Below are 26792 nucleotides of genomic sequence, written 5' to 3'. Positions count from 1 at the left end.
AAGGTTGTGGGTTCAAACAGGCCTGGATGGTAGCCTGCAGGTGCTGGCTGGCGCACGGCTTTACAGTGCTTGTTGCTATCAAAAGTGAAGCTGTTGACGCTCTTCCCGATTGTGCAAGAGGCCAATTTTGCCGGAAATACTTCTGCGCCCCAATGCCGATACCATCGACATCTCTTTTCCAGCCCGCAGCAAACCCTCGCTCGCCTACTTCATGCAAACAACTCCTCAGGCTCGGCGCAAGGCGCACGAAAACAAGATCTTTGTGCTGCTCATGGTGGTGGTGACACTGGCCTTTGGCTGGATTCTGCTACCCTTCGGCGGCGCGGTGTTCTGGGGCGTGGTGATGGCCATCCTGTTTGCGCCGCTGCACCGTTGGCTGCTGCGCAAGTTGAATGGCCGCGCCACGCTGGCGGCGCTTTGCACGCTGCTGATCATCCTGGTGATGGTGATTTTGCCCATGGGGCTGATTGGCGGCATGTTGGTGCGTGAGCTCACCGCCATTTTTGCCAAGCTGCAAAGCGGCAGCTTCAATCTGGGTGAACGCATACACCAGATCGAATCGAGCCTGCCCCAGTGGCTCACCGACGGCCTGGCCTATTTCGAGATCAGCGGCATCAAGGGCCTGGAAGAAAAGCTGGTGCAGCTGCTCACGCAGGGCGGCCAGATTGTGTTGAAGCAATCGCTCAGCGTCGGACAGAACACGTTTGAGTTTGCGGTGTCGTTCTGCATCATGTTGTACCTGCTGTATTTTCTGCTGCGCGATGGCGATGTCTTGATGCGCAATATGCGCGCCGTGGTGCCGCTGCAGGATCACACACGCCGTGCGTTGATGGGCAAGTTCATCACGGTGGTGCGCGCCACCGTCAAAGGCAATTTGCTGGTGGCGGCCGCGCAGGGCGCGCTGGGCGGCCTGGCGTTCTGGGGTCTGGGCATTCCATCGGCGGTGCTGTGGTCGGTGCTGATGGCGTTTCTCTCTCTGCTGCCGGCCGTGGGCGCGGGGCTGATCTGGGGGCCTGTGGCGATCTACTATCTGGCCACCGGTGATACCGTCAAGGCGGTGGCGTTGGCGGCCTATGGCGTATTGGTGATAGGCATGGTGGACAACGTGCTGCGCCCCGTGCTGGTGGGCAAAGACACCAAGCTGCCCGATTACATGGTGTTGTTGTCCACGCTGGGCGGCATGGCGATTTTCGGGCTGAATGGTTTTGTCATAGGACCGGTGATTGCGGCCTTGTTTCTGGCGGTTTGGGGCTTGTATGCGGCCTCGGTGAACGAGCCGCTGGAGGGTGTTGAGGCCGATGCCAGCCCGGTCGCTGCTACGCCGCTGCAGCCCCTGCAGCCCCTGCCTTCGCAGGCTGGCAACCAAGACAAGCCCCGCCACGACTGAGTGAAGCTGATGTCCACCTCCTCCCTCTCCGCGACCAGCCCTGCGGTTGGCAAGCCCTGGCGTGTGGCCGTGGCCGGCATGGTGGCGCTGGCCACCGCCATGGGCATAGGCCGCTTTGCCTTCACGCCGCTGCTGCCGATGATGCTGCACGACGGCGTAGTCGATCTCGCCACCGCCAGCTGGCTGGCCAGCGCCAATTACATAGGCTACCTGGTCGGTGCGCTGCTGTGTACCTTTCAGCCGTGGATCTGGGGGCGTTTGAAGGGTTTGCCGCCGGTGGTGCCGGCCATGATGGTGCGTGCAGGCCTGGTGGCCACCTGTGCCTTGACCCTGGGCATGGCCTGGCATTGGGCAGCGCTGTGGCCCTTGCTGCGTTTTGTCTCGGGCGTGGCCAGCGCCTTTGTGTTTGTCTATACCTCGGGCTGGTGCCTGGCCAGGCTGGCGCGTCTGGGGGTGCCCGAGATGGGCGGATTCATCTATGTTGGGCCAGGCGCGGGCATCACCCTCAGTGGTCTGTTGGCCAGTGCCATGGTGGCGCACGGCTGGGCGGCGTCCAGTGGCTGGCTGTTGTTCGCCGCGCTGGCCCTGGTGTTGACGGTGCTGGTGTGGCCGGTGTTCCAGCGGCCCGCCGCAGAGCACCTGACAGCGGCAGCACCGCTGGCGCCCAGCACCACCACCACTACCGCCGCCACGCCAACGCCGCTGGCCGCGCACGACAAGGGCCAGATGGCCAGCCTCACCGTGGCCTATGGCCTGGCCGGTTTTGGCTACATCATCACCGCCACCTTTTTGCCGGTGATTGCACGCGGCGTGTTGGGCAATTCGGTGTGGATCGATTTGTTCTGGCCCATTTTTGGCCTGGGTGTGATGTTGGGGGCGGTGCTTGCCACACGTGTGCCGCGTGACGCGGACATGCGCCTATGGCTGGCCTACTGCTACGGCATGCAAGGGCTGGGGGTGTTGGCCAGTGTGGTCTTGCCCAGCGCGTTCGGCTTTGCCTTGGGCAGCCTGTTCCTGGGCCTGCCGTTCACGGCCATCACTTTTTTTGCGATGCAGGAGGTGCGCCGCCTGCGTCCGCTGGCCGTGGCCAGCAGCATGGGCATGCTTACCGCGATGTACGGTTTGGGGCAGATTGTCGGACCGCCGCTGGTGGCCTTGGTGATCGCGCACAGCAGCAGCCAGGCCCTGGGTTTTACGCTGTCCCTGAGCCTGGCCGCCGGCACGCTGTTTGTCGGCGTAGCCCTGTACCTGTGGATGTTGCGGCGCTACCCCATGGCGCACACCGTCGCTCGCGCATAATTCGACGCCATGCAGTTTTTCCGTTCATCGTCCCTACTTGCCCGCTTGTTCTTGGCCTGGTTTGTGTTGACGCTGAGCGTGGCGAGCGCCTCGCCGCTGTTGCACCCCCAGGCCATGGAAATTGTGTGTTCGGCGGGCGGCGCGGTGAAGGTGGTCTTCACCAGTGACGATGGCTCGGCTGCCGAGCCTGGGCAACACACACTCGACTGCTCCTTGTGCCTGGCGGCCACGCTGCCGCTGCCACAAGCGCGCACCTCGGTGGCTCCGCCACATGCCCTGGCTTATGCCCTTCAGCCCATTGCGGCGGCACACATTGCCGCCCGTATTGGCGCTGCCTTGCCCGCACGCGGGCCCCCAGTTTCAGTCTGACTTCTTTTGTTGGTGTTCACCGCTGCTGAGGGCTTGCGTTTGCAAGACCTGCTCGGCAGTGCGTGCGCTTGTGTTTTGGCACGTTCAAAGATTTCATGATGTCTTCATCCACCCCCACTGTTTCTCTCCAGGCCGCCGCCGCGCCGGCCGCTGGCAACCTGTACCGTGCTGTCTGGCGCTGGCACTTTTATGCTGGCTTGCTGGTGCTGCCGTTCCTCATCTGGCTGGCCGTGACCGGCGGCCTGTATGTTTTCAAAGCCGAGATTGACGGCTACTTTCACCGCGATCTGAAGTTTGTCGCGGCGACCGATGGCGCCCCACGCGCCCATAGCGAACTGGTGGCCGCTGCGCTGGCCGCACACCCGGGCAGCCTGCGCAAATACCGCGCGGCGGCGGCGACCGACGACTCGGCCGAGATCAGCGTGCTCACCAGCCAAGGCGAGGCCTTGTCGGTGTTTGTCGACCCCTACCGCGCCCAGGTGCTGGGTGCCTTGGCCGACCGCAGCAGCGTCGCCTGGACGATTCGCAAGCTGCACAGCCTGAAGTACTTCGGTGCGCTGGCGCGTGGCGCCATAGAGATTGCGGCAGGTTGGGCCATCTTGTTGGTGCTGACCGGCATCTACCTGTGGTGGCCGCGTGGCAAGGGGCGCGGCGGCGTGCTGGTGGTGCGTGGCCAGCCGCGCCAGCGGCTGTTCTGGCGCGATCTGCATGCCGTCACCGGCATTTTTGTCGGGGCCGCCCTGGTGTTCCTGGCGCTCACCGGCATGCCGTGGTCGGTGGTATGGGGCGCCAAGGTGAATGAGTGGGCCAATGGCCACAATTTTGGTTACCCGGCGGGTGTGCGCGTGGCCGTGCCTATGTCGCAGCAGCGTCTGAACGATGTGGCGCCCACCAGCTGGTCCGTGGAGCAGGCGCGGCTGCCGGAGTCGGCGCATGCGGCACATGATGCGCATCAGGAGCACGCCGGGCATGATGAGCACAACGCTGCCGCTGCGGCACCGGTGGCCACTTCAGCGCAGGCCTTGAGCCTGGACCAGGCCATGGCCATCTTCAGCCGTCTGGGCATTGCGCCAGGCTTTAGCGTCAACCCACCCAAGGGGCCTGCTGGGGTCTACAGTGCTTCGGTCTACCCCAACGTCTTGGCCCAGCAACGTGTGATCCACCTGGACCAATACAGCGGCCAACCGCTGATCGACATGGCTTACGCCGACTACGGGCCATTCGGCCGCTGGCTGGAGTGGGGCATCAATGTACACATGGGCCAGGAGTTTGGTGTGCCCAACCAGGCCTTGCTGGTGCTGGTGTGTCTGGCGATTGTGCTGCTGTGTGTGAGTGCCGCCACCATGTGGTGGAAGCGGCGGCCTGCGGGTGGGCTGGGTGTGCCGCCCTTGCCCGCCGAGCGCCGGGTGCTGCGCGGCGTTGTCGCTTTGCTGGCGCTGGGTGGACTGTTGTTTCCCTTGGTCGGGGCATCACTGCTGGTGATGCTGGTGCTGGATCAATGGCTGAGCCGTGGCGCCTCAACTTTTCAGCCCATGCGCCGATAACCCAGACAAGCACGGTTGCCGTTGGTGAACGCCTAGAACAGGTGCGGGAATTTTCTCCCGTTCGCGGGGGCTTGGGCGCAAAATTGCAACCGCATAAGAATTCTCGGTGGCCCCAGGCCACCAGGGGGAGCAATGGTTGACAGTCGTGACACTGCATGTCGAGCGGCCGGCGGGGCCGAGGGCGTGTGAGCGCTATGGAAGAAGCCGCCGCACACCAGTCAGGGCAACTCAGCGAAGCCGCGCGGCTGGAGTTGCTCGCGCGTTACGCTATTTTGGGCACCCCTTCCGAGCCTGAGTTTGACCAGTTGGTGCAGCTCGCGGCGCGTATCTACGCCATGCCCATGGGCTTGCTCGGCATCTTCACCTCCAGCCGCCTGTGGCTGAAAGCGCACCAGGGCCCGTTGGGCACCGAAATTGCGCTGGACGAAAGTTTTGAGTCACGTGCCGGTTGGCCCAGCGAAGGCCTGCAAATAGCCGACGCCAGCACCGACCCGCGCTTCGCCGATCACCCTTGGGTCAGCGCGGAACCCGGCATCCGGGCCTATGTGTCAGTGCCCTTGGTCTGCGCCAACGGCTGGCTGCTGGGCAGCCTGGCGGTGGCCGATACGCTGCCGCACCAGCCCGAACCGGCCTTGCTGCGGGCCTTGCAGGCATTGGCCGTGCAAGCCGTGCGGGTGCTCGACCGCTCGCCCGAAGCGCGCGCGCCGGGCCAGGCCGGCGGCGCACCTGGCGCTGCACCGCGTCTGGTGGCGCCCATGCGCAGCCAGCGCTACGAGGCCTTGCGTGTGGCCAGCCAGCTGGCGCGTGTGGCCGGCTGGACCCTGGACGTGCGCCGCAACCGCCTGCGCTGGACCGAGAACACCGCCGATCTGTTCGCCCTGCCCTTGGGCTACGCCCCCACGCCGGACCAGGCGGTCGCCCTGTGCGCTGCAGAATGCCGCCCTGCGCTGCGGCAGGCCATGGCGGCCTGTGTGCGCGAAGGCAAGTCTTTTGATGTGGTGGTCTGGTTGGATGCCAGTGTTGGCTTGCGCCGCTGGATCCGTGTCCTGGGCAGCGCCGCGCCCGATGCCCAGGGTGTGGTGACGCGGGTGCGTGGCTCGGTGCAGGATGTGTCCGAGCAAATGCGCGCCGAGGAGGCGCTGCGCGCCAGCGAAGAACGCTTCAAGTACCTGGCCAAGGCGTCGGCAGATGCCGTCTGGGACTGGGACCTGCGTACCGACGTGACCACCTGGAGCGATGGCCTGTACACGTTGTTTGGTGTGCCGCCCGAAGAGTTTGTTGTAGGGGCGCCGGGCTGGGCCGCGCGTGTGCACCCCGAAGACCGCGCGCGTGTGGTGAAGAGCCTGAACGACGCGCTGGGCCCGCCGGCGGCGCGCAGCTGGAATGCCGAATACCGCTTTCGGCGTGGCGACGGCAGTTATGCCGAAGTCTCCGACCGTGGCCTGGTAATCCATGATGAAAGCGGCCGTGCGGCGCGCATGGTCGGCGGCCTGACCGACTTGCGCAGCATCCGCCTCGCCGCAGAAGAGGCGCGCCGGGATGATGAAGCCCGTGTCGGCATTGTGCGCATCCAGCAGGAGCTGGCTTCACTTGACCTGGGGCTGCAGGCGGTGCTCGACATCACCGCCGAGCGGGTGTGTGCATTGACATGCGCCACGGGTTGCCAGGTCGGCTTCATAGAGGGTGAGGACATGGTCTGCAGCGCCGTCGCCGGCGAAACCGCGACCGGTGTCGGAGCCCGCCTGCCACTCAAAGGCAGCCTGACCGGCGTGGCCTTGCAGCGCGGCGAAGTGATGCTGGCCAATGACGCGCCCAACGATCCCCGGGTGATACGTGACCTGTCCGATGCGATGCAACTCACCGCCATCATCGTGGCGCCGTTGAGCACCGAGGCCGGTCCCATAGGCGCGTTGAAGGTCATCTCGAATCGGCTGGGGGGGTTCAGTGCACGCGACGTGTTGAGCCTGCAGACACTGGCGCTGTCGCTGGGCTCGCTGATCCAGCGCCACCGCGTGGCCGAGACCTTGCGCCATTCTGAAGAGCATTACCGTGTGCTGTTTGGCGACAACCCGCAGCCGGTGTGGGTCTACGACTATGACACGCTGGCGATTCTGGCGGCGAATGCGGCCGCGATCCGTCTGTTTGGTTATTCCGAGGCCGAACTGCTGAAGATGACCCTGGCCGACCTGGTGCCCGACGAGGACCGGGAACAGTTTGCAGCGGTGATTGAAAGTGTGCGTGTGGGGCAACCGCTGACAGGCGTGCACAACCGCAACCGCACCAAGGACGGCAGATTGGTGCAGTTGTCGGTGGCCGGCCAGACCATCAGCCTGGACGGGCGCAAGGCGCGCATCGTGCAAGGTGTGGACATCACCGAACAACTGCGCACCGAACGCGAACTCACGCGTGTGAGCCGCGCCCAGGCCTTGTTGAGCGCGTGTAATGAAAGCCAGGTGCGTGCCACTTCCGAGGCGGTGCTGCTGGAAAACATCTGCCGCATCACGGTTGAAAAAGGCGGTTATGCCGCGGCCTGGGTCGGTTTTGCGCGCGACGACGTGGAGCGCACCGTCGAGGTGATGGCGCGCTGGGGCAAGCAGTCCGAAGTGCTGGACGAGGTGCGTGTGTCGTGGGACGAGGACAGCCCCTACGGCCAGGGCCCCAGCGGCCTGGCGATTCGCAGCGGGCAGTTGGCGATTGTCGAGGACATTGCCCAGAACGAAGGTTTCAAACCCTGGGCGATGTTGGCCAGAGAGCGCAATATCCGCGGCCAGATCAGCCTGCCGTTGCGCGAAAACGGGCACACCTTCGGCGTCTTGTTGCTGTATTCGGTGGAGGTGCTGACCATAGGCTCGGACGAAGTGCGGCTGCTGGAAGCGCTGGCCAACGACCTGGCCTTCGGCATCATGAGCCTGCGTGCGCGCGAGCAGCAGCAGCATCTGCAGGAAGCCCTGGTGAAGGTGGCGTTGGCCGTGTCGGATGGCGCGGGCACCAAGTTCTTTGACAACCTGGGCCTGCACATGGCGGATGCGCTGAACGCACAGGTCGGCGTGGTCGCGCAGTTGCATCCCCCTGACGAACCCACGGGTCTGCGCAGCCTGTCGCTGTACGTCAACGGCAGCCTGCTGCCCAACCGCGAGTTGCCGCTGAACGGCGCGCTGCTGCAACTGCTGTCGCAAACGCAGTTTGTTGTGGCCGACATGAGCCACCTGTCCAGCGCCCTGGTGGACCACATCGTGCCCTGGCGCGATTGGGTGCCTGGCGTGGACGTGCGTGGCTTTGCCGGTTTCCGCCTGGACAACCGCGAAGGCCAGGCTGTGGGCCTGATCTGTGTGTTGTTCGACGCTCCGTTGCAGCACCCCGACCTGGTGATGTACACGCTGCGCATTTTTGCGGCACGTGCCACCACCGAACTCGAGCGCCAGCAATATGAGACACGCCTGCTGGACCAGGCCTCGCTGCTCGACAAGGCGCAGGACGCCATCATCGTGCGCGACCTGCAGCACCGCATCGTTTATTGGAACCGCAGCGCGCAGCGTGTGTATGGCTGGTCGGCCGACGAAGTGATGGGCACCACGGTGACCCAGGCGGCCTACCGCGACCCGCGTGACTTTGACCGCGCCCACGCGCAGGTCATGGCCGATGGCGAGTGGACCGGCGAGCTGACCCAGCGCCGCAAGGACGGCCATGCCATCACCATAGAAGCGCATTGGACCCTGGTGCGCGACAGCCGTGGCAAACCGGTGTCGGTGCTGGCCATCAACACCGACATCAGCCAGCGCAAACGCGCCGAGCGCGAGATCCAGCAACTGGCCTTCTACGACCCGCTGACCCAGTTGCCCAACCGGCTGTTGCTGATGGACCGGCTGCAGCAGGCGCTGACCAGCACCGAGCGCAGCAAACGTGGCGGTGCCTTGTTGTTCATCGATCTGGACAACTTCAAGACACTAAACGACACCCTGGGCCATGACCAGGGCGACCTGCTGTTGCAACAGGTGGCACAGCGCCTGCGGGTGTGTGTGCGCCAGGCCGATTCCGTGGCGCGGTTGGGCGGCGATGAGTTTGTGGTGATGCTCGAAGACCTGGGCGGCAACATCCATGATGTGTCGCGCCAGGCGCGCCTGGTGGCCGACAAGGTGCTCGCGGCGCTGAATTCGCCCTACCAGCTTTCGCTGGGTGAATACCAAAGCTCGGCCAGCGTCGGCATTGCACCGTTCACCGAAGAACATGCGGGTGTGGGAGAGTTGCTGAAGCAGGCCGACATTGCCATGTACCAAAGCAAGTCCGCAGGGCGCAACACCGTGCGCTTTTTCGACCCGGCGCTGCAGGCCGCGGTGACCGGACGGGCCGCGCTTGAAGTGGACATGCGCAGCGCCTTGGCGCAGCACGAATTTTTCCTGCACTACCAGCCGCAGGTCGATGGTGATGGCCGTTTGACCGGGGTTGAGGCCTTGATCCGCTGGCAACACGCGCAACACGGCATGGTGTCGCCGGTGCGCTTCATCCCTGTGGCCGAAGAGACCGGCATCATTGTGCAGATCGGCCGGCGGGTGTTGCGCCTGGCGTGTGAACAACTCGCCGCCTGGGCCGCGCGGCCGGAGACCGAGCACCTGGTCATGTCCGTGAACGTCAGCTCGCGGCAGTTTCGCCACCCCGATTTTGTGACCCATGTGATGGCCGAGCTGCAGCGTTCGGGCGCGCGCCCGCGCCGGCTGAAGCTGGAGTTGACCGAGAGCCTGATGGTCGACGACATGGACCTGACCATCGACAAGATGACCGAGCTGCAACGCTTGGGCGTGGGCTTTGCGCTCGACGACTTTGGCACCGGTTATTCGTCGCTGGCCTACCTCAAGCGTTTGCCGCTGGACCAGCTGAAGATTGACCAGTCGTTTGTGCGTGACGTGTTGACCGACCCGAACGACGCGGTGATTGCACAAACCATCATAGGCCTGGGGCAAAACCTGGGCCTGGCCGTGATCGCCGAGGGTGTAGAGACCGAAGAGCAGCGGCAGTTCCTCGCGGAAAACGGTTGCCGGGCCTACCAGGGTTATCTGTTCAGCAAGCCGCTGCCGGCGGATGCGCTGGAAGCCTACATCCAGCAAAACCTGCCGCAAAGTGGTCTGATCACTTGATGTTGCTGCTGGAGCGCAACAAGGGTGCGGGCTGAGGGGGCAGCTGGCGGATGTCATCCGGCAGCGCCTGCTGCTGTGCACGTATGTAGTCGTAGCGGTCTAGCGACAAACTGCTGCTGGCGCTCTCGTCGGGCATGACCACAGGGCGCAGGAACACCAGCAAATTGGTCTTTTTGCGCGAGCGGCTGATGCTGCGGAACAGCGGACCGAGCAGCGGCACATCGGCCACGCCCGGCAGCTGCGCGGCATCGTCGGTGCTGCTGTCTTCGATCAAGCCGCCCAGCGCGATGATCTTGCCGTCGTTGACCATCACACTGGACTCGATAGAGCGCTTGTTGGTGGTCGGCCCGAGGGTGCTGCTGGTGGAGGCCACCGAAGACGACTCCTGGTAGATGCTCATGCGGATGTTGCCGCTTTGGCCAATCTGCGGCTTGATGCGCAGCGTGATGCCCACGTCTTTGCGTTCAATGGTCTGGAACGGGCTGGAACTGGTGGTGCTGGTGTACGAGCCGGTGACGAAGGGCAGGTTTTTGCCCACAACGATCTTGGCCTCTTCGTTGTCCAGCGTCACCACGTTGGCCGTGGACAGGATGTTTGTACCCGACATCGACTCCAGCGCCGCGGCCACGGTGCCCAGCGTCAGTGTGGTGCTGCTGCTGATGTCGAAGATCTTGGCCCACTGCAGGCCCAGGTCCACACTTTTGCTGGCGTCCACTTCCACCACCAGGGACTCGACAAACAACTGCGCGCGGCGCGAGTCGAGTTGCTCGATGATCTGCCGCATCTCGGTGAACCTGGGCTCGGCTGCAGTGATGATCAGCGCGTTGCTGCTGGGGTCGGCCTGGATGCCGCCGCCGGTGGACGGTGCGGCATTGGCCGCGACCGCCGTGCTCGCTGGTGCGGCTTCCTTGCTGTTATTGCTGCTGCTGGCCTCGCTGGAGGATGTGGACGTGGCGGTTTTGCCGGCCGCTGCACTGCTGGAGGCATCCGAGGGAAACGCGGCGCGCAGCACCTGTGCCAAGCGCATGGCGTCGGTGTTCTTCAGGTAGACCACCCGCACGTTGGCCTTGCCGCGCGCCTGGTCCAGCCTGGCGACCAGCGAACGTATGGCCGCCAACTGCGCCGGGTTGGGCGCGCGCACCAGCAGGCTGTTGCTCTGGGTGTCGGCCACGATGGTGGCGCCGGCGCTACTGCTCGCGGCTGGCGCTGCGCTGCCGCCTGTGGACGCGCTGGCGCCGCCGGCGCTTGCCGTAAGGCGTTGCACCGTCACAGCCAGGTCGGCCGCCGTCGTGTGTTGCAGCGGCATCACTTCCACATCGGTGGCGCTGGGGGTATCCAGCGCGGCGACGATGGTGCGCAGGCGCGCCAGGTTGCTGGCGTAGTCGGTGACCACCAGCGAGTTGTTGCCGGCATTGACGTTGATCACGTTGTTCGGGCTGATCAGCGGCCGTAGCACCGGCAGCAGGTTGCTGGCGTTCTCATGGCTCAGTTTGAAGATCTCGGTGACGATCTGGTCGCCGCGCACACTGCTGGTGTCCACCTGCACCGAGGCCGACTGCAGCTTGCCCTCGGCCTCGGGAACAATCTTGTACAGCCCGCCGCTCTCGACCAGGGTGTAGCCCTGCAGGCGCAGCGCGGCCAGGAATTGCGCCCACGCCTGCGCTGGCGGTACCGGCTGCTCGGTGTTCAGCGACAGCGTGCCTTTGACGCGCGGGTCGACCACGATGTTGCGTTCGGTGATCACGCTCAAGGTACGTGCCACGCCCTCGATGTCGGCGTTGCTGAAGTGCATGCTCACCGGCTCCGCTATCGGCTTTTTGGCGGCGTGGACTGGCTGTGACAGCACCAGGCTAGCCAGCAGCGGCAGGGCCCAGACAGGTGGAGCGCAGAGCAGAGAAAAGGGTAGAGAAAGGGGTAGAGAAAAGGGCTGAGAGGGCATGGCAGTCACGGTCAGCGGCGCATTCTGCGGGTGGCATGTGGCGCGCAGGTATCGCTGACGTAATGCTTGTGCATGTTTTCATGAAGATACGTGACGCGGTGGCTGCGTTGATGTTGTTTTGCTACTGTTTCAATAGCTTGTTACGCATATCAGATAGGCAATCAAGGGTTTTTTGGCTTGAGACCGTTTTAACCATTTGCCAGCAAGGGGCACCCGGTGTGGGCATTGCATTCGATGTAAATAAGATATATCGTAACTGTATCGATATATCTAAATAGAAAGCCCAAGCATGCGTGACGCACATCATTTCAAACACGGCCGCCCCCATGGCCGAGGCCCCGACGCCCACGGCCACGGCCGTGGTTTGGGGCTGGAACTGCCACTCGAGTCTGGCCGAGGCGGCCGTGGCGGCCGGGTCTTCGGCCACGGCGGCCTGCGCTTTGTGCTGCTGCAGCTGATTGCCGACAAACCCAGCCACGGTTACGAACTGATCAAGCAGATCGAAGACCGCATGTTGGGCCGCTACAGCCCCAGTCCCGGTGTGATCTACCCGGCCCTCACCTGGCTTGAAGACCTGGGCCACACTTCGGTGACGGCCGAAAGCGGTGGCCGCAAGCTCTACACCGTCACCGACGCTGGCCGCGAATACCTGCAAGCCAACCGCGAAGCCGCCGACGCCATGATGGCGCGTATGGGCGATGCGGGTCACAGCCTGGCGACGCGTCCGCCGCAAGTGGTGCGCGCTTTGGAAAACCTCAAATTGGCTGTGCGTATGCGCCTGTCGCGCGGCCAGCTGACCGAAGAACAGGCCAACGCCTTTGCTGCCGTGCTCGACACCGCAGCGCAAAACCTGGAACGCTTATGAACACACCTATGAACACCACTCTGAACCCTGCCCTGGCCGAACTTTCGGGCCGTACCGCGCAACGTGTGCGCCATGAACTGCGTCGGCGCAACGTCCACGTGGTGCGCAGCACCCGGCTGACCCCTGGCATGTTGCGCATCACCTTGGGCGGTGCCGAGCTGCAGGGCTTCTACAGCCCCGGTTTTGATGACCACGTGAAGCTGTTTTTCCCCGACCCGGCCACAGGTGAATTTCACCTCGCTGCAGCTGGCCCGGGCGCCGATGCCGCCCCGGATGCGCCACGCCCCATCATGCGCGACTACACCCCGCGCCACTTTGATGCCCAGGCGTTGACCCTGGACATAGACTTCGCGCTGCACGAAGCCGGCCCTGCCACGCAGTGGGCTTTGCAGGCCAAAGTGGGCGACCCGCTGGTGATCGGCGGCCCACGCGGCTCATTCCTCCTGCCCACCGATTTTGATTGGCACCTGTTGGTCGGAGACGACACTGCCTTGCCCGCCATCGCACGCCGCCTGGCTGAGTTGCCGGCCGGCAGCCGCGCCCTGGTGGTGGCCGAAGTGGATAACCTCGAATGTGTGCAAACCCTGCAAACTGCGGCGACGCTGCAGCTGCAATGGGTGTTTCGTGATGCCGGTGCGGCGGGCGATGCTGCTGGCTTGTTGTCTGCATTGCAAGCACTGGCGTGGCCTGCCGGGGATTTTCATGCCTGGGTGGCGTGTGAGACTGGTGTTGCCAAAGCCGTGCGCAGTTATTTGTTGGCCGAACGCGGTGCACAAGCCAAGTGGCTCAAGGCGGCGGGTTACTGGCGGCGTGGCAGCATCGCGGTGCACGAAAACATAGACAGCGAGTAGCCGCCGACGCCGGCTGGCGACAACTTGGGGACAGATTGGCAACGGGGCTGGGGTGAAGCGTTCTTGACGTGTGCGAAGAGGTTTGTAACCATTCGCTTCAATTACTTTACATGTCACTGGCCAAGCTGTTGTTGATGCACTCAAGATTTCAGAACTCCAGATTAGCCGTCGTGCCCGAAGCGGCGCTCCACTTCACCACCTGCCCCGCCATTCCATCTGGCCTGTGGCAAGCTGTTTGATGGCTGCGGGCGACCTCTGGCTGGCCGCCGGGCTGGAACCACTCGTCCAGGTGGCGGCCCAGAGTGTGGGCGCCGAAGCCGCGGCATTGCTGGGCTGCGAAAGCGGGGCCTTGCATGTGCTCAGCAGCCTGGGGGACAGCGATGGCACAGCGCTGCAATGGGCGCTGGACTGCGGCGCCGAGGTTCTGAGCAGCCGCCAGCCGGTGCAACGAGCGGCAGCTGCAGGGGCATGGGTTCTGGGTTTTCCGGTGACAGCCACGCCGGGCGGCGAAGTGTGGGGCGTGCTGGCATTGCGACTGGTCTCGTCCGAACGGCTGCAGGCGCCGGACGGCGCTGACAAAACACAAACCATTCAGCTGCTGGTGCAACACATGGGTGAGCGCCTGCAATGGCACCAACGCGAGCGCGAGGCGCGCCAGCAACTGGCCGCCGAGGTGGCGATGGACAGCCGCAGCCGCAGCAAGCTGCTGCAGATCCAACAGGAAATCGCCGAACTGCAGGGCGAGCTGGCGCAGGATTACGACACCCTGCTGGCGCGCATGACACAGCGGCTGCTAGACCTCACAGGTGCCGATGGCTGCGCCATTGATTTGGCGGATGGCGATGCACTGATCTGCAAGGCCGCGACCGGTGTCTGTGCCCACTTGGTGGGGCAGAGCATGCCCATGGGCATGGGCTTGGCGGGCATTGTGTTGCGTGAACAGGAACTGGTCTACACCCCGGATGTCTGGCATAGCCCGCTGTCGAATCCGCTGGCCGCGCGCCTGCTGCCGCAGGTGCGCGCGCTGATGCTGGCACCGCTGCGCAACGGCGCCAACGCTGTGGGGGTGGTGCGCCTGCATTCCCTGCGGGTGGCGGCGTTTGGCGAGCGTGAACGCAGCGCCCTGCTGGCCGTTGCAGAGACTCTGGGTGGCGCCATCCACCGTTACGGGCTGGCGCTGCAGGTCAAGGATTCGAGCCAGCAATACCGCATGTTGTTCGATCACAACCCGTGCCCCATGTGGGTGACGGCACGTGACACGCGCCGCTTTCTGGCCGTCAACCGCGCGGCCGTGCTGCACTATGGTTATGCCGAGGCAGAGTTTTTGAGCATGACGGTGCATCAGCTCTGGCCACAATCCGATGCCGAAGAGATGGAGCGGGCTTTGCTCGCCACGGCTTCAGCCGCGAAAGTGCTGGCGCTGCCCAGGCGGCATGTGAAAAAGGATGGCACGGTGATCGAGATCGAGGTGTCTTCCGACGCCATCGATTTTGCCGGCCAACCGGCGCGGCTTGTTCTGGTGCAAGACGTGACCCTGCGCCGCCGCGCGGAACGCGAGTTCACCCGGCTGAGCCGAGCGCACCGCCTGCGCAGTGCCTGCAACGAAGCGCTGATCCGCGCCACCAGTGAAGAAGCATTGCTGCAGGCGATTTGCCAAGTGGCGGTGGACATAGGCGGTTATCGCCGTGTGTGGGTGGGATATGCGCAGAAAGCCCTGCAGCTGCAGCCGCAGGACGCAGCCCAGTATTCGATCACGCGCGAGGCCGAGGCCGGCTACAACGCACCGTTTCTGGCCACGCTGCCGCTGAGCTGGCGCTCAGACGAGGACATCTCACTCAAGCCCGTCATGCGCACCGTGCGCGATGCCGAGGTGGTGATCGTCGAAGACCTGATGCTGGAACCCCTGTTCCAGTCGCGTCTGGCCGACCTCGCCGAGGCTGGCATTCGCGGCATGGCCAGCCTGCCGCTACGCAACGGCGATGACACTTTTGGCCTCTTGTGCCTGTATGCCAGTGAAGTGGTGCAGATGAGCCAGGACGAGATCCGGCTGCTGCAGCAACTGGCCGACGACCTGGCCTACGGCATCGCCCACCAGCGAGCGCAGCACAAGCAGCGTCGGGTACAGGCCGCCATGCTGAAGATGGCCGCCGGTGTTTCGGCGGCGATGGATACGGCTTTCTTTGAACAATTGGCGCGCAACATGACGGAAGCGCTGGGGGCGCAGGCCGGATTTGTCGCCCGTGTGGCACCGGCCCTGCCTGGCCGTAGCTGCCAAACGCAGAGCATCGCCGCCGTGGTGGCCGGTGTGGCTGTGCCCACGCTGGTCATTCCGGCCCAGGGCATGCCATGGGACGACTGTTTCGACCAGGACAGCAATCTGCATTGTGAGCAGGTGACGGCACGCTTCCCGGCCGTGGCCGCCATAGGCCTGGCCGATGTCCACACCTGTATTGCGCGCCCCCTGATGGGCGGCAATGGCGAGGTGCTGGGCTTGCTGGTGGCCTTGTTTCAAGAAGCCTTGCAAGACCGCGACTTTGTGCATTCCACGCTGCAGATCTTCGCCGCGCGCGCTTCTGCCGAGCTCGATAGGCAGGAGTCGGACGCACGCATCCAGCATCAGGCTTCGCTGCTCGACAAGGCGCAGGACGCCATCGTGGTGCGTGGGCTGGATGCGCGGGTGATGTTCTGGAACAAAAGCGCCGAGCGCATGTACGGCTGGAGCGCGCAGGAGATGATTGGCCGCTCGGTGCTCAGCCGTATCTACGCGACACCGCTGCAATACGACCAGGCGAATGAGGCGCTGCTGGCGCGTGGTGAATGGCACGGGGAGATGGAGCAGCTCTGCAAGGACGGCAGCACGCTGTGGGTGGAAGCCCGCTGGACGCTGGTGCGCGACGCCCAAGACCAGCCACACTCCATCCTGGCCATCAACACCGACATCAATCAACGCAAACTCGCCGAGCGCGAGATCGAGAAGCTGGCATTTTTTGATGCCCTGACCTCGCTGCCGAATCGCCAGTTGCTGATGGACCGGCTGCGCAAAGCACTCGCCGACTGTGGCCGCACCCGGCGTGGCGGGGCCTTGCTGTTCATAGACCTGGACAACTTCAAGACGCTGAACGACTCCCTGGGCCACGACAGCGGCGACCAGCTGCTGCGCGAGGTGGCGCAACGCCTGGCTGGCTGCGTGCGCGCGTCCGACACCGTGGCGCGTTTGGGCGGCGATGAATTTGTCGTGCTGCTCGAGCGCCTGGGCGTGGATGCACAAGAGGTCAGCCAGCAAACCAAGCTGCTGGCCGAAAAGATACTGAGCAGCCTGAGCCAGCCCTACCAACTGCATGGCAACGAACACATCAGCACCTGCAGCATAGGTGCGACACGTTTCAGTTCACCCGACGATGTGGTCGGCGACCTGTTGAAGCAGGCCGACATCGCCATGTACCAGGCCAAGGCCGCTGGCCGCAACACGCTGCGCTTTTTTGACCCCGGCCTGCAGGCGGCCGTGATGGCCCGTGCTTCACTGGAGAGTGAACTGCGCGCCGCGCTGGCGCAAGGCGACTTCCAGGCCTACTTTCAGCCGCAAGCCGGAGCCGGCGGGGTGTGTACGGGGGTTGAAGCCCTGGTGCGCTGGCGCCATGCGGTGCGTGGCATGGTCTCGCCCGCAGAGTTTGTGCCGGTGGCCGAAGAAACCGGTTTGATCCTGGAGCTGGGCCGCCAGGTGCTGGAGCAGGCCTGCCAACTGCTGGCGCGCTGGGCGACATCTGTGGATCTGGACGGCGCCGATCAACTCACGGTGGCGGTCAACGTCAGCTCGCGCCAGTTCAAACACCCGGAGTTTGTCGCGCAGGTGGTCGACACCTTGCGCGCCACCGGCGCCAACCCCGCGCGGCTGAAGCTGGAGCTGACCGAGTCCATGCTGGTGGAAGACGTGGAGATGGTGATCGCCAAGATGACCCAGCTCAAGACGCTGGGGGTACGCTTCTCGCTCGATGACTTTGGCACCGGCTACTCGTCTCTGGCCTACCTCAAGCGTTTGCCGCTGGACCAGTTGAAGATTGACCAATCGTTTGTGCGTGACGTGTTGACCGACCTCAACGACGAGGCGATTGTGCGCACCATCATCCGCCTGGGCCAGAGCATGAACCTGGCGGTCATCGCCGAAGGGGTGGAAACCGGCGAACAGTGCCATTTCCTCAACAGCCACGGCTGCCAGGCCTACCAGGGCTACTTCTTCAGCCGCCCCTTGCCAGTCGAGCAGTTACACACCTTCATGGCAACGGCGCGCTTGCCGGGTTCGCCAGCCAGTGTTGCCAGCCAGGCCGAAGAAGAGCCGCTGCAAGCCTTGTTGACCTTGATCTGAGGCCGCGTCAATCCCAGGCCGGTGCCAGGCCATCGGGGCTGACCAGGCGCTTGTGCTGCGCGCCGAGTGCCTGGATGCTGGCCATCTCGTCGGCGCTCAATTCAAAGTCAAACACCTGATAGTTGGACACGGCACGGGCCGGCTGCACGGTCTTGGTCAAGGCCAGCACATTCGGTTGCTGCACCAGCCAACGCAGCACCACCTGCACGGCGCTTTTGCCATGGCGTTGGCCAATGGCTTGCAGTAGCGGGTCGTGCACCACCGTGCCATCGGCCAGGCCGAAGTAAGAGGTCACGGTCATGCCCAATTGCCGGGCGGCGGCCAGCACCTTGTCCTGGTTCAGGTAGGGGTGGTATTCGACCTGGTTGGTCACCAGCGGCGCGGTGCTTATGCGTGCGGCTTCTTCCATCATCTGCGTGTTGAAGTTGCTCACACCAATGTGCTGCGCCAGGCCGGCCTGGTGCACGGCGTTCAGGCCTTCGAGGGTCTCAGTCAGCGGCACATTGGCATTGGGCCAATGCAGCAGCAACAAGTTCACGTGGTCGGTGCGCAGCTTGCGCAGGCTTTCGTGCACGGATGCGACCAACGCATCGGCACGGTAATGTTCCACCCAGACCTTGGTGGTCAGGAAGATGTGATTGCGCGGCACCTTGCTGCCCGCCATGGCCTCGCCCACTTCGGCTTCGTTGCCATAGATCTGTGCGGTGTCGATGTGGCGAAAACCGGCATTCAAGGCGTGCGGCAGGATCTGCAGCACTTCTGCGCCCGGGATGCGAAAGGTGCCGAAGCCTAACGAGGGGATGGTGGCCGGGCCGGTGCCCAGGGTTTTGCTTGTGGTCATGATGGGTTTCCTATGGAGTTCAAATTTCAGTGCGCGGCCACCGTGTGTTGGCTGCGTGGCATGGCGGGCAAGCGGCGGTCCAGCCAACCGCTGTAGGTGGTCAGGCCAAGCGCACCCAGCACCACCAGGGCGCCCATCCACGGCGTGTGTAGCAGGCCCAGGTGTTCGACGATCAGGCCACCGGCCCAGGCACCACCGGCAATGCCGAGGTTGAAGGCGGCGATGTTCAGGCCCGAGGCTACGTCTACCGCTTGTGGCGCCACACGTTCAGCTTGCTGCACCACATACACCTGCAGGCCGGGCACATTGCCAAAGGCCACAGCGCCCCAAAGCAACACGGTGGCCAAGGCCAGCCAGGAGTTGGCGGCGGTGAACGTCAGCACAAACAACACGGCAGCCAGGCCAAGGAAGATGATTTGCAGCGCACGGATGGCGCCGTGTTGGTCGGCCAGCTTGCCGCCCCAGATGTTGCCCACAGCCACCGACACGCCGTAGACCAGCAACACCAGGCCGACCGCGTTGGCGCTGAAGCCCGAGACCTGCTGCAAGATAGGCGCGAGGTAAGTGAAGGCTATGAACGAGCCACCGTAACCGAGTGCCGTGGTGGCATAAACCAGCAACAAACGCGGCTGGCCCAGCACCTTCACCTGCTGCAGCAACGAAGCCGGTGGCTGGTGCGCAATGTTCCTGGGCACAAACAACAGGCTGCCCACAAAGGCGATCAAGCCCAGGGCGGAAACGGCCAGGAAGGTCTGGTTCCAGCCAAAGTGCTGGCCTATGAAGGTGCCCAGCGGCACACCCGTGACCAGGGCCACGGTGAGGCCGGTGAACATGATGGCAATGGCGCTGGCGGCCTTTTCCTTGGGCACCAGGCTGGTGGCGATGGTGGTGCCAATCGAGAAAAACACACCGTGCGCCAGCCCGGTCAAGATGCGCGCCAGCACCAGCGTGGTGTAACCCGGTGCCTGCCAGGCCAGCAGGTTGCCGGCGGTGAACAACAGCATCAAACCCAGCAGCAGTTGTTTGCGCGGCACACGGCCGGTCAGGGCGGTGAGCACGGGCGCCCCAATGGCCACGCCCAAGGCGTAGAGGCTGACCAACAGGCCGGCCGATGGCAGGCTGACGTGTAAGTCTGCGGCGATGACGGGCAGCAGCCCAACGATGACGAACTCGGTCGTTCCTATGGCGTAGGCGCTGATGGTCAGCGCCAATAAAGCAAGAGGCATGAGATGGCTCCAGTGGAAAAGTGGAGCGAAGTGTGCGCGTAAGTCTTTTGCAGAAAAAGACGGTAATTGGCAAAATATCATTGATTAAAAATCAACAATAAAGAGACTGCTCTCATGAAAACCACGCTCGATGAACTGCTGGCACTCACCACCGTGGTAGACAGCGGCTCCATCACCGCCGCAGCCGAGCAACTCGGCCAGACCACCTCGGGTGTGAGCCGTGCACTCGGGCGCTTGGAAGAAAAGCTCGCCACCACCCTGCTGCAGCGCACCACGCGGCGCATCGAACTCACCGAAGAGGGCCAGGCCTTTCTGGCCCAAGCGCGCAAAATTCTGGCGGCGGTGGACGAGGCCGAGGAGCAGATGGCCGTGCGCCGCGAAAAGCCCGCCGGCCGCTTGCGGGTCAACGCCGCCACGCCCTATATGCTGCATGTGGTGGTGCCGCTGGTGGCCGACTTCCGCGCGCTATACCCGGCGATCACGCTGGAGCTCAACAGCAGCGACCAGATCATCGACCTGCTGGAGCACCGCACCGACATCGCTATCCGCATCGGCACACTGCAAGACTCCACGCTGCACGCGCGGCCCCTGGGCAGCAATCGGCTGCGTGTGCTGGCCAGTCCGGCCTACCTCAAGGCGCATGGCCGCCCCAAGGACGTGGCCGCGCTTGTAGGCCACAGCTTGTTGGGCTTTGCGCAACCCGCACACCTGAACCGCTGGCCTTTGCGCACAGCGGCGGGTGACGCGCTGGAGATCACGCCCGCCGTCATCGCTTCCAGCGGCGAAACCTTGCGCCAACTGGCCTTGGCGGGCGCCGGTGTGGTCTGCCTGGCCGACTTCATGACCCGCACTGACCGCGCGCGTGGCGACCTGGTGCAGCTGTTGCCACGCGACACCCAGGAGGTGCGCCAGCCGGTGCATGCCGTGTATTACCGCAACACCGCGCTTTCGGCACGGATTGCGTGTTTTCTGGACTTCATGGCCGCGCGCCTGGCGGCGCAGAGCGAATAGAGCCGGTCAGAGCGTGAGGGGCATCACCATCTCATGCCAGGCCATGCCGCCGTGTGCCGAATCGGAAGGCCGCACATAGCGATAGCCCATCTTCTGGTACAGCGCCACGTGCTGTGTGCGGCACATCAGGTGAATCGCCTCTTTGCTGCACTCGTGCATCTGCGCGACGAAATGCCGCATCAGCAGGCTTGACCAGCCCTGGCCCTGGTAGTCCGGGTGTACTACTACCGACATGATCACCACTTGCGGGCCGGCCGGGTTGTGGCCTATCAGTTCCTTGAAGGCCTCATCGGCCATCTGCACCTCGAACGTACAGCCCGAGTTGATGAAACCGGCGATCACACCCTGCACTTCCAGCACCAGAAAACCTTGGGGGTACTGGGCAATACGGGTGGCGATCTTCTCGCGTGTGGCGGCCTCGTCACCCTGGTACGACGTGGTTTCGATATGGAAGCAGCGGTCTACATCGGTCGGAGTGGCGTGGCGGAATATGTGTTCGGGTTTTGTCATGAGAGGGTGCAGTCTAGAGTGCCGCAAACAGGCCAAAGGCTTGCCGCGCCACCACCACGCCCAGCACCGCCATCATCAGCGCTACCGTCGCGTCTATCCAGCGCCAGGCACTCGGCCGGTTGAGCCAGGGGGCCAGCATTCGTGCGCCAAAGCCCAGCGCGGTGAACCACAGCAGGCTGGCGCAGGCCGCGCCGGCGACAAAAAACCAACGCGCCTGGCCCGGCTGGGCCGCACCCACCGAGCCCATGAGCATGAAGGTGTCGAGGTAGACGTGTGGATTGAGGAAGGTGAACGCGCTCAACTGCAGCATCACACCAGCCAGGGTGACGCTGCGCCCGGCGTTGCCCGCCACCTGCAGCGCGTGGTGTTGCAGTGCGCGGCGCATGGCCATGGCCGAGTAGGCGAACAGAAATACCGCGCCGCCCAGGGCCAGCCAGGCCGCGAGCGCCGGGCTGGCCGCCAGCACTTGCGACATGCCGGCCACACCGGCAAACACCAGCACGGCATCGGCCAGGGTACAGAAGGCCACTACGGGCAACACATGTTCGTTGCGCAGGCCCTGGCGCAGCACAAAGGTGTTTTGCGCGCCAATGGCGACGATCAGGCCGAAGCACAAGGCCAGGCCACGGGTGAAGGCAGAGAGATCGGCAGGTTGAAAAGTCAGCATGGCGCGCAGGATGCCAGCGCTCAGAGGTTTAGCCCAGTTAAACTTTCTATTGATAGTTAAGGAATACTAAATATGCTCGACTACGTTTCGCTCGAAGCCTTGTCCCAGGTGGTACGCCAGGGCAGCTTTGAGCGTGCGGCGCGGGCCTTGCACGTCACACCCTCGGCGGTGTCGCAGCGCATCAAGCTGCTGGAAGAACGCCTGGGCCTGGCGCTGGTGGTGCGCGGCACGCCCTGCAGCGCCACCGAGGCCGGCCATTGGCTGTGCCGCCACATGGAGCAAGTGGGTATGCTGGAGGCCGAGCTACAAGGCAACCTGCCCGCGCTGGCGGCACTGCGCAGCGCCGACCAACGTGTGACGCTGCGTGTGGCGGTCAACGCCGACAGCCTGGCCACGTGGTTCATCAGCGCTGCGGCCGCCTTCACGCAGGACGCGCCTGCGCTGCTCGACATCAGCGTGGACGACCAGGACCACACCGCCCAATGGCTGCGCGACGGCACGGTGCTGGCGGCGGTGACCAGCGATGTGTTGCCCATCCAGGGCAACCGCGCCGTGCCGTTGGGCCGCATGCGCTACGTGGCCGTGGCCAGCCCGGCCTATGTGGCGCGCCATTTTGCGCGCGGCATCAGCGCGGACAGCCTGGCGCTGGCGCCCTGCCTGGCCTTCAACCGCAAAGACCAACTGCAGGCGCAATGGGCCGAAAACGCCTGCGGCCAGCGCGTGGAAATGCCGCAGCACTGGCTGCCCTCGTCGCCCGGCTTTGTGAGTGCCAGCCTGGCGCACATGGGTTGGGGCATGTGCCCGGTGGACGACGTGCGCCAGCACCTGGACAGCGGCGCTTTGGTGCGCCTGCTGCCGCGCAGCGACTTGCTGGTGCCGCTGGCGTGGCAACACGCGCGGCTGAAGATCCCCATGCTCGACCGGCTGACCGATGCCGTGGTGGCCGCTGGGCGGCGCGTGTTGGAGGCTTAGGGCAACGCTGAACAAGTTCCTCGTGCGCCGCGTTCCCTCGTTTTGGGCGATCTGCTGCGTTGCAAATCCGCGCCATAGCTACGGCTATGGCTGTGGTTTGCGCCTTGCATCTCATCCCAAACCGAGGTTCGCGTCATCACGGGGACTTATTCAGCGTCGCCCTAGCCTTCGTTACTTGATGCGTGCCGCCACCAGGCCCAGCAAGGCCATCAAACCCGTCAGCGCCAAGATCACCCCGCCCGCCGTCCACTGCGCGGCGAATACGCCTATGGCCAAACCGGCGAGCGGCTGCGAGAGGTTGTTGAGCATCGCCATGACGCCCGTGGTCTTGCCGAAGTCGGCCAGAGGGATGAGTTTTTGCCGTGTGCTGCGCAGGTAGACGTTGAACATTTTGTCCAAGCCAATCACCAGCAGATAACCCAGCGCATAACCCCACACGCTGGCGCTGAGAGCCGTGAGCAAGCCACCCAGGACCATCAACACAAACGCCGCCAGCCCCATGCGCCGCACTGGCAGGCTGATGTGTGCAATGCCCAGCAAGATGACCACGGTGGTGATGGCCCCGGCCGTTTGCAACACGCCGTAGCGGGCGGCCGATTGGCCATGCTGGCCGGTAAAGAGCGCGGCCGACGAAGCCAGTGTGACGCCCACCACCAGGTTGATGCCCGCCGCCTCGATCACCAGCTTGCGCAGGCCCGGGGTGAGCACGATATGGCGCAGCCCGGCCAACATGGCGGCCCAGGCGGTGGTATGGCTGGCGCCGCGTGCGTGCAGCGGTACGAGGTTGCTGTGCTGCCACCACAGCAAGGCCAGGTCGCCCAGCAAAAAGATGCCTGCGGTGGCGGCCACTGCCGTGGGCCATTGCCACAGCGCCAAAAAGCCTGCGGCCAGCACCGGCCCGAGCACGGCGCCCACTTGGTCAGCGGTTTGTGAATACGCCAACACCTTCTCGAACCGGTGGCGTTGAAAAGCCTGCGGCAAAATCACCTCGCGCGCCATGGCGCCCTGGGTGGTCAATACACCGCAGATGGCCGACAAGGTTATCAACCAGGCCAGCCCGCCTATGCTGGCGCCACCGATAGCACCACCCACACACACCAGGGCGCGCCACAACTGGCTCCAGCGCATCAAGCGCACCGGCGAGATGCGGTCGCAGAGTGCGCCACAAATCGGAAACGACAGGAAGCGCGGAAACGCCTCCAACGCAAACGCCAGGCCCGACCAGGCCACATCGCTGGTGCTTTGAAACACCACCAGGGGCACCAGGAACAGCAACACCTGGTCGGCTATTTTGGAGAGGAACAGCGACGCCAGAAACGCAGTGAAGTTGCTGTGTGAAGAGGCGGCTTCGGCGGCGCCTGGTGATGCGGGCATGGTGGGCGACGGCGATGCAATCCAAGGGAACAGGCGCGCAGTGTGCGTGTTTTTGTCTGTGCCCGGGTTCCGAACCGGTTACGAACATGGGCCGTCTGGGCCACGCAATGAGGCTGGAGCTGAATAGGCCTTTAGCGCCCAGCCATCAAGTGCCAGCAGCTATACAAAAAATAGTCAGCTGTGCGCACCCAACACACGTATCTGATCCGCCATGGTGTGCGCTTCGGCCTGGTTGTGGGTCACCAGCACCGCAGTCTGGCCCGCGCGGTGCAGGATGTCGCGAACCTCGACCGACAAACGTTCGCGTGTGGCGCTGTCCAGGTTGGAGAACGGCTCGTCCAGCAGCAGCAGCGCGGGCGTAGGCGCCATCGCACGGGCCAGCGCCACACGTTGTTGCTGGCCGCCGGACAGCTCGTGTGGGTAACGTCGGCCCGCATCGGGCAGGCCCACCAGCGTCAGCATTTCGGCCACACGTGGGCTGATGTCGGCGGCAGCCCAGCGGCGTAACCCAAAGGCCACGTTCTGCGCGGCGGTAAGGTGCGGAAACAGCGCATATTCCTGGAACATCATGCCCACACGGCGCCGCTCGGGCGGCAGGTGTATCTGGGGTGAAGACAGCAGCACATCGCCCAGCCGTATGCTGCCTGCGCTGAGCGGCTCAAACCCGGCAATGGTGCGCAGCACGGTAGTTTTACCGCAGCCCGAGGGCCCGAGCAGACAGGCGATCTGCCCGGCTTCCACGGCCCACGAAAAGTCTTGTACCGCCACGTGTTGGCCGTGTGCACCTTGGTAGGTCACACGCAGGTTGTCTATGCTGAGGGCGGCGGTCATGACAGATTCTCTAACGGGTTGGCGGCTTCTGCGGTGGCGGAGCCGAGCTGTGTGCGTGCGAGCACCACCACGGGCAGCAGGCCCGCCAGCACAATCAACAACGCGGCGATGGCGCCCTCTTCATAGGTGCCGCGCGCGGCCTCGGCGTAAAGCCAGGTGGCCAGGGTGTCGAAGTTGGCGGGACGCAGCAGCAGTGTGGCGGGCAGCTCCTTCATGGTGTCGACAAACACCAGCAGCGCGCCCACGGTGATGGCTGGGCGCAGCAGCGGCAAGTGCACGCGGCGCAGCGTGCCGGTGGCGGTTTCGCCCAGCAGGCGCGCGGCTTGTTCCAGCGTCGCGGGAATACGTGCCAGGCCGGCTTCAATGCCGCCTATGGGCATGGCCAGGAAGCGGATCACGCAGGCGGCCGCGAGCACCGCGCCCAGGCCCATCAAGGGCAAGCCCGGCAGGCGCAGCAGATCGGCCAGTTGTGCATCCACAAACAGGGCCGGTGTGAGCAGACCAATGGCCAGCACGGTGCCAGGAATGGCATAGCCCAGAGACGCCGCCCGTGCCTGCCAATGGCTGGCGCTGGGGCGTGAGCCTATGCGCCGGCAAGCCCAGGCCACCACCAGCCCGCTGAGCACGGCGATGCAGGTCACGCCCAGCGCCAGGCCCAGGGTGTTGCCCAGGCTGGACCCCAAGCCGGCCGAGGGCCGGTAGCCTTGTAACAAACGCTTGACGGTCTCAGACACCAGATAAGCCGCTGGCGCGCCGAAGCCAATCACCACCGGTGCCGTGGCCGCCGCCGTGGCGGCCCAGCCCTTGGCACCCGAGAGCCGCTGGGGGATGATGGCGCGCATGCGTTGCACCGAACCAAACTGGCGGTGCCGTCGGCCATGGCGCTCCAGCGCGACCAGGGCCACCACAAACAGCATCATGGTGCAGGCGATCTGCGCCGCACCGGCCAGGTCGGAGCGTGTGATCCAGGTGGTGTAGATGGCCACGGTCAAGGTGTTGACGCCGAGGAATTCAGAGGCGCCAATGTCGTTCAGCGTCTCCAGCAAGGCCAGGCTCAGGCCCACCGCCAGGGCCGGCCGCGCCATCGGCAAGGCGACGCGACGAAACGCGCCCCAGCGGCCTTCGCCCAGGGTGCGTGCGGCTTCCAGCAGGTGTGCGGGCTGCGTGATGAACATGGCCCGCGCCGCCAGGTACACATAGGGGTAGAGCACAAAGCCGAGCACAAAGATGGCACCACCCATGGAGCGTAAATCGGGCAGGCGAAACTGGCGCGGCGAGTCAAAACCCAGCAGCCAGCGTATGGCCCCTTGCACGGGGCCAATCGGGTGCAGCAGATCGAGGTAGGCAAAGGCCACGATGTAGGTCGGCATGGCCAGCGGCAGCAACAACGCCCAGTGCAGCACGCTGCGCCCGGGGAAGCTGTAGGCCGTCACCAGCCAGGCACAACCAGTGCCTACCAGCAGCACCAGCACACCTACCCCGGCGAGCAGCAGGGCGGTGTTGAGCGCGGCCTGTGGCAACACGTGTTGCGCCAGATGCGCCCAGTGGGCGAAGTCGCCACCCAGCGCCATCCAGGCCAGCGATAGCACCGGCATCAATACCGCCAGCGCAATCAGC

Annotated in this window: 18 protein-coding genes; 10 read left to right on the top strand and 8 right to left on the bottom strand. The window is 64.5% G+C overall.

Features of this window, described 5'->3' with window-relative positions; genetic code table 11:
* Nucleotides 1-127: 127 nt before the first annotated feature.
* The 5 genes from ACFQ95_RS15245 to ACFQ95_RS15225 all read left to right on the top strand — a co-directional run bounded on the left by ACFQ95_RS15245 (nt 128) and on the right by ACFQ95_RS15225 (nt 9728).
* Complete coding sequence (locus tag ACFQ95_RS15245) at nt 128-1387, top strand: AI-2E family transporter (RefSeq protein ID WP_422832309.1); 1260 nt, start codon at nt 128-130, stop codon at nt 1385-1387.
* A 9-nt stretch (nt 1388-1396) separates the two neighbouring features.
* Complete coding sequence (locus tag ACFQ95_RS15240; RefSeq protein ID WP_422832307.1) at nt 1397-2686, top strand: YbfB/YjiJ family MFS transporter; 1290 nt, start codon at nt 1397-1399, stop codon at nt 2684-2686.
* A 9-nt stretch (nt 2687-2695) separates the two neighbouring features.
* The gene (locus ACFQ95_RS15235) at nt 2696-3055 is read left to right on the top strand and encodes a DUF2946 family protein (protein WP_422832305.1); all 360 of its coding nucleotides are present in this window, start codon (nt 2696-2698) and stop codon (nt 3053-3055) included.
* 98 nt (nt 3056-3153) lie between these two features.
* Nucleotides 3154-4599: a PepSY-associated TM helix domain-containing protein gene (locus ACFQ95_RS15230; protein ID WP_422832304.1), complete on the top strand. Its 1446-nt coding sequence runs from the start codon at nt 3154-3156 to the stop codon at nt 4597-4599.
* 194 nt (nt 4600-4793) lie between these two features.
* Nucleotides 4794-9728: an EAL domain-containing protein gene (locus ACFQ95_RS15225; RefSeq protein ID WP_422832417.1), complete on the top strand. Its 4935-nt coding sequence runs from the start codon at nt 4794-4796 to the stop codon at nt 9726-9728.
* Here ACFQ95_RS15225 and ACFQ95_RS15220 read toward each other — a convergent pair.
* Entirely contained in the window at nt 9721-11520 is a 1800-nt protein-coding gene (locus ACFQ95_RS15220; RefSeq protein WP_422832302.1) for a secretin N-terminal domain-containing protein, read from the bottom strand. The two genes, ACFQ95_RS15225 and ACFQ95_RS15220, sit on opposite strands and share 8 nt — an antisense overlap.
* 436 nt (nt 11521-11956) lie before the next feature.
* Here ACFQ95_RS15220 and ACFQ95_RS15215 point away from each other — a divergent pair, with 436 nt between their 5' ends.
* From ACFQ95_RS15215 to ACFQ95_RS15205, 3 genes are all read left to right on the top strand, one after another.
* The gene (locus tag ACFQ95_RS15215; protein ID WP_422832300.1) at nt 11957-12532 is read left to right on the top strand and encodes a PadR family transcriptional regulator; all 576 of its coding nucleotides are present in this window, start codon (nt 11957-11959) and stop codon (nt 12530-12532) included.
* Between the two features lie 8 nt (nt 12533-12540).
* Complete coding sequence (locus ACFQ95_RS15210) at nt 12541-13383, top strand: siderophore-interacting protein (RefSeq protein ID WP_422832298.1); 843 nt, start codon at nt 12541-12543, stop codon at nt 13381-13383.
* A gap of 223 nt (nt 13384-13606) precedes the next feature.
* Nucleotides 13607-17743, top strand: a complete 4137-nt coding sequence (locus ACFQ95_RS15205; protein WP_422832296.1) for an EAL domain-containing protein — start codon at nt 13607-13609, stop codon at nt 17741-17743.
* Between the two features lie 7 nt (nt 17744-17750).
* On the opposite strand, the gene ACFQ95_RS15200 is transcribed toward ACFQ95_RS15205, so the two are convergent.
* Nucleotides 17751-18584: an aldo/keto reductase gene (locus tag ACFQ95_RS15200; protein WP_422832295.1), complete on the bottom strand. Its 834-nt coding sequence runs from the start codon at nt 18582-18584 to the stop codon at nt 17751-17753.
* A 26-nt stretch (nt 18585-18610) separates the two neighbouring features.
* Entirely contained in the window at nt 18611-19810 is a 1200-nt protein-coding gene (locus tag ACFQ95_RS15195) for an MFS transporter (RefSeq protein WP_422832294.1), read from the bottom strand.
* Nucleotides 19811-19924: 114 nt separating this feature from the next.
* Between ACFQ95_RS15195 and ACFQ95_RS15190 the strand changes: the two genes are divergently transcribed.
* Nucleotides 19925-20821, top strand: a complete 897-nt coding sequence (locus ACFQ95_RS15190) for a LysR substrate-binding domain-containing protein (RefSeq protein ID WP_422832292.1) — start codon at nt 19925-19927, stop codon at nt 20819-20821.
* A 6-nt stretch (nt 20822-20827) separates the two neighbouring features.
* On the opposite strand, the gene ACFQ95_RS15185 is transcribed toward ACFQ95_RS15190, so the two are convergent.
* Both ACFQ95_RS15185 and ACFQ95_RS15180 read right to left on the bottom strand, forming a co-directional pair.
* A complete protein-coding gene (locus ACFQ95_RS15185) occupies nt 20828-21331 on the bottom strand; it encodes a GNAT family N-acetyltransferase (RefSeq protein ID WP_422832290.1) in 504 nt (167 codons plus the stop codon).
* A gap of 13 nt (nt 21332-21344) precedes the next feature.
* Complete coding sequence (locus ACFQ95_RS15180) at nt 21345-21998, bottom strand: LysE/ArgO family amino acid transporter (protein WP_422832289.1); 654 nt, start codon at nt 21996-21998, stop codon at nt 21345-21347.
* Nucleotides 21999-22070: 72 nt separating this feature from the next.
* Here ACFQ95_RS15180 and ACFQ95_RS15175 point away from each other — a divergent pair, with 72 nt between their 5' ends.
* Complete coding sequence (locus tag ACFQ95_RS15175) at nt 22071-22970, top strand: LysR family transcriptional regulator ArgP (RefSeq protein WP_422832288.1); 900 nt, start codon at nt 22071-22073, stop codon at nt 22968-22970.
* Between the two features lie 171 nt (nt 22971-23141).
* Here the strand turns inward: ACFQ95_RS15175 and ACFQ95_RS15170 are convergent, their stop codons facing one another.
* From ACFQ95_RS15170 to ACFQ95_RS15160, 3 genes are all read right to left on the bottom strand, one after another.
* Nucleotides 23142-24344, bottom strand: a complete 1203-nt coding sequence (locus ACFQ95_RS15170) for an MFS transporter (protein WP_422832286.1) — start codon at nt 24342-24344, stop codon at nt 23142-23144.
* A 174-nt stretch (nt 24345-24518) separates the two neighbouring features.
* Nucleotides 24519-25175, bottom strand: coding sequence for an ABC transporter ATP-binding protein (locus tag ACFQ95_RS15165; RefSeq protein WP_422832284.1), 657 nt, complete (start codon nt 25173-25175; stop codon nt 24519-24521).
* Entirely contained in the window at nt 25172-26770 is a 1599-nt protein-coding gene (locus ACFQ95_RS15160) for an ABC transporter permease (protein WP_422832415.1), read from the bottom strand. Before ACFQ95_RS15160 ends, ACFQ95_RS15165 begins: the two co-directional genes overlap by 4 nt.
* Between the last annotated feature and the right edge of the window lie 22 nt (nt 26771-26792).

This window comes from Variovorax sp. HJSM1_2 (assembly GCF_049316285.1).
Lineage (GTDB): Bacteria > Pseudomonadota > Gammaproteobacteria > Burkholderiales > Burkholderiaceae_C > Rhodoferax_B.
Note: the sequence above shows the minus strand (reverse complement) of the source record. Positions and strands in the feature narration are given on the sequence as shown.

Bases quoted from the DNA above. Each gene is read 5' to 3' on its own strand.
- ACFQ95_RS15230 (WP_422832304.1), top strand. From the start codon at position 3,154: ATGTCTTCATCCACCCCCACTGTTTCTCTCCAGGCCGCCGCCGCGCCG.
- ACFQ95_RS15240 (WP_422832307.1), top strand. From the start codon at position 1,397: ATGTCCACCTCCTCCCTCTCCGCGACCAGCCCTGCGGTTGGCAAGCCC.
- ACFQ95_RS15200 (WP_422832295.1), bottom strand. From the start codon at position 18,584: ATGACCACAAGCAAAACCCTGGGCACCGGCCCGGCCACCATCCCCTCG.
- ACFQ95_RS15235 (WP_422832305.1), top strand. From the start codon at position 2,696: ATGCAGTTTTTCCGTTCATCGTCCCTACTTGCCCGCTTGTTCTTGGCC.
- ACFQ95_RS15175 (WP_422832288.1), top strand. From the start codon at position 22,071: ATGCTCGACTACGTTTCGCTCGAAGCCTTGTCCCAGGTGGTACGCCAG.
- ACFQ95_RS15215 (WP_422832300.1), top strand. From the start codon at position 11,957: ATGCGTGACGCACATCATTTCAAACACGGCCGCCCCCATGGCCGAGGC.
- ACFQ95_RS15225 (WP_422832417.1), top strand. From the start codon at position 4,794: ATGGAAGAAGCCGCCGCACACCAGTCAGGGCAACTCAGCGAAGCCGCG.
- ACFQ95_RS15180 (WP_422832289.1), bottom strand. From the start codon at position 21,998: ATGCTGACTTTTCAACCTGCCGATCTCTCTGCCTTCACCCGTGGCCTG.
- ACFQ95_RS15185 (WP_422832290.1), bottom strand. From the start codon at position 21,331: ATGACAAAACCCGAACACATATTCCGCCACGCCACTCCGACCGATGTA.
- ACFQ95_RS15195 (WP_422832294.1), bottom strand. From the start codon at position 19,810: ATGCCTCTTGCTTTATTGGCGCTGACCATCAGCGCCTACGCCATAGGA.
- ACFQ95_RS15190 (WP_422832292.1), top strand. From the start codon at position 19,925: ATGAAAACCACGCTCGATGAACTGCTGGCACTCACCACCGTGGTAGAC.
- ACFQ95_RS15160 (WP_422832415.1), bottom strand. From the start codon at position 26,770: ATGCCGGTGCTATCGCTGGCCTGGATGGCGCTGGGTGGCGACTTCGCC.
- ACFQ95_RS15220 (WP_422832302.1), bottom strand. From the start codon at position 11,520: ATGCACTTCAGCAACGCCGACATCGAGGGCGTGGCACGTACCTTGAGC.
- ACFQ95_RS15210 (WP_422832298.1), top strand. From the start codon at position 12,541: ATGAACACCACTCTGAACCCTGCCCTGGCCGAACTTTCGGGCCGTACC.
- ACFQ95_RS15165 (WP_422832284.1), bottom strand. From the start codon at position 25,175: ATGACCGCCGCCCTCAGCATAGACAACCTGCGTGTGACCTACCAAGGT.
- ACFQ95_RS15170 (WP_422832286.1), bottom strand. From the start codon at position 24,344: ATGCCCGCATCACCAGGCGCCGCCGAAGCCGCCTCTTCACACAGCAAC.